Source organism: Rhodococcus sp. P4_F3_2 (genome assembly GCF_056401335.1).
Window position 1 is genome coordinate 1 of the sequence record NZ_JBFUJN010000084.1, and the last position, 2,671, is coordinate 2,671.

Consider the following 2,671-nt stretch of genomic DNA (forward strand, 5'->3'; position numbering starts at 1 on the left):
AAAGCAAAGAAATCATCATCCAACCCGACACGCTCGACCCCGAGAACATCCACCCGACACGCTCGACCCCGAGAACATCCCCGAACACCGACGCGACAATCTCCTCCACCGCCGTCACCGGAGCCCGGAACACCGCAACCTCGAACACCGGCTCCGGCAACAACTTCCGATCCAACTTGCCGTTCGCATTCAGCGGCATCCGTTCGAGAGTGATTAATTTGGTMGGGACCATGTAGCGCGGTAGCCGCAACGAAAGGTCCTGCAGGATCAATTCGGCGGATATTGAGGCAGCGTTGTCGCCGACCCCATACGCGACGAGGTGCGAGCCCCGATCTGCATCATCGTGAAGTACAACCACGGCCTGGCGAACCCCTGGAATTTCAAGTAAGGCACGCTCGATCTCACCAAGTTCAATCCGGAGCCCGTGCAACTTCACCTGGAAGTCGCTACGTCCGATGTACTCCAGCTCTCCCGACTTAGTCCATCGGGCAAGGTCACCAGATCTGTACATCCTCATGCCCGGCTGACTGAACGGATTGGCAACAAAGCGTTCGGAAGTCAGTTCACCCCTCGTCTCATACCCGCGGGCAAGCTGACCTCCAGCAAGGTACATCTCGCCCACTACACCAGCTGGAACGAGTTGTAACTTATTGTCGAGCACATAGATATCGACACCGCCGGCGGGCGAGCCTATTGGAATACTCTGGTATTGGTCAGCCCTGACCGAATGACTGGATACCGAGACAGCGGACTCCGTCGGCCCATACTCGTTAAACAACTCTGCAAGACTCAAGTTGCGGAAGCGATCCGCCAAATACGGCGTAAGTGTCTCGCCACCGCAGAATACTTGACGAAGACTAACCAAGTCGTCCGGGCACGCTTGCTCCAGAATTTCACCAAGAACTGATGGCACGAAATGGGCCGATGTAACTCGATTTTCGCGGATCGCGCGAACTAAATAACCAGGATCACGGTGCCCATCAGTAGACGCAATCACCAATCGGGCACCAGACAACAGTGGCCACCAAAACTCGCGAACGGAAGCGTCAAAAGTGAAAGGGGTCTTCTGCAGTACAACATCTTCCGCGGTCAACCCATAGCGTTCCTGACGCCAATCCAAGGATCGCACTACAGATTGGTGTGGAACCGCCACGCCTTTCGGCCTTCCGGTCGAACCCGAAGTGAAGATGACGTACGCCGTATCTTCCGGATGAAGACTCCGACCTCTTTCTCCCTGACGAACTGGAACCGACGAGTAACTATCGAGTTCGATCGAGTCCAGAAGAATTCTCGCGCCCCCGAAAGACTCGTCTAGATGGGTACCAGACGTCGTTAGGATACAAATTGGTGAGGATGTTTCGATGATGAACTGATTTCGATCAATCGGTTGATCCGGGTCCAATGGCACATAGGCTGCACCGCTCTTTGAAATCGCATACATTCCAACCACAAGTTCGATCGATCGCCGAACTGAGAGCACGACACTTGTACCGGGACCCGCGCCAATCTCGATTAGGAATCTTGCCAACCGATTTATGCGGCTATCCAACTCGCGATAGGTCAACGCGTTATCGCCGTCAGCTATGGCAATTAGATCAGGAGTCTTCGCAACCTGCCTATCGAATCGATCCGGTAGAAGATCCGCCGTCAGGGGAGTTCGAACCGGCGCTTGGGACCAAGCGAGTATCGACTGTCTTTCAGCAGCACCAATGATGTCTATGTCGCCCAAACATATTGAATGATCGGCGACGACAGTACCGAGAATCCGTCCGAACCGAACCGCAAAGCCTGCCACCGTCGACTCGTCGAACAGATCCGTCGCGTACGTGAACGTCGCCGCCATCCCCGCCGGTGCGCCCGCCTCGTCAAACTGCTCGACCACGGTCAACTGCAGATCGAACTTCGCCGCCACCGTGTTGGCGTCGATTCCCGCAACTGTCAGATCGCCAAGTCGAAGCACCGACTGCTCCATGTTCTGGAACGACAGCATCACCTGGAACAACGGATTACGAGCCTGCGACCGCGCCGGATTAAGCACCTCCACCAACCGCTCGAACGGCAGATCTACATGGGCAAATGCACCCAGATCGCCCTCACGAACCCGACCCAACAACTCCGAGAACGACTCCGAAGAATCCACCTCCGTCCGCAGCACCAACGTATTGACGAACATCCCGATCAAATCATCGAGAACCTGCTCACCACGACCCGCCACCGGAGTACCGATCGCAGTATCGGACGTCCCAGACAACCGCGCCAACAACACCGCCAACGCCGCATGCACCACCATGAACAACGACGAATTCGAGTCGCGCGCAATCTTTTTCAGAGACGAGTGCTCGATTTCGCCGATCACGAACGCATGCTTGGCACCGCGATTGGACGCCACCGCAGGCCGCGGACGATCAGCCGGCAAATCCAACTGATCCGGCAACCCCGCCAACGCCGACTCCCAGAACCCGATCTGACGCGRAATCAACGACGACGGATCATCTTCCGAACCCAAAGTCTCCCGCTGCCACAACGCATAATCCGCATACTGCACCGCCAACGGCGCCCACCCCGGAACCTCACCCCGAGAACGAGCCTCGTACGCCACCATCACATCACGCGTCAACGGCCCCATCGACACACCATCACCACTGATGTGATGAACCACCATCGCCAACAC

General features: G+C 56.5%; 1 protein-coding gene. It reads right to left on the minus strand.

Going from position 1 to position 2,671, the window contains the following annotated elements:
* On the minus strand, positions 1 to 2,671 hold a 2,671-nt coding region (locus AC1DWA_RS32815), incomplete at both ends, for a non-ribosomal peptide synthetase (RefSeq protein WP_477917580.1).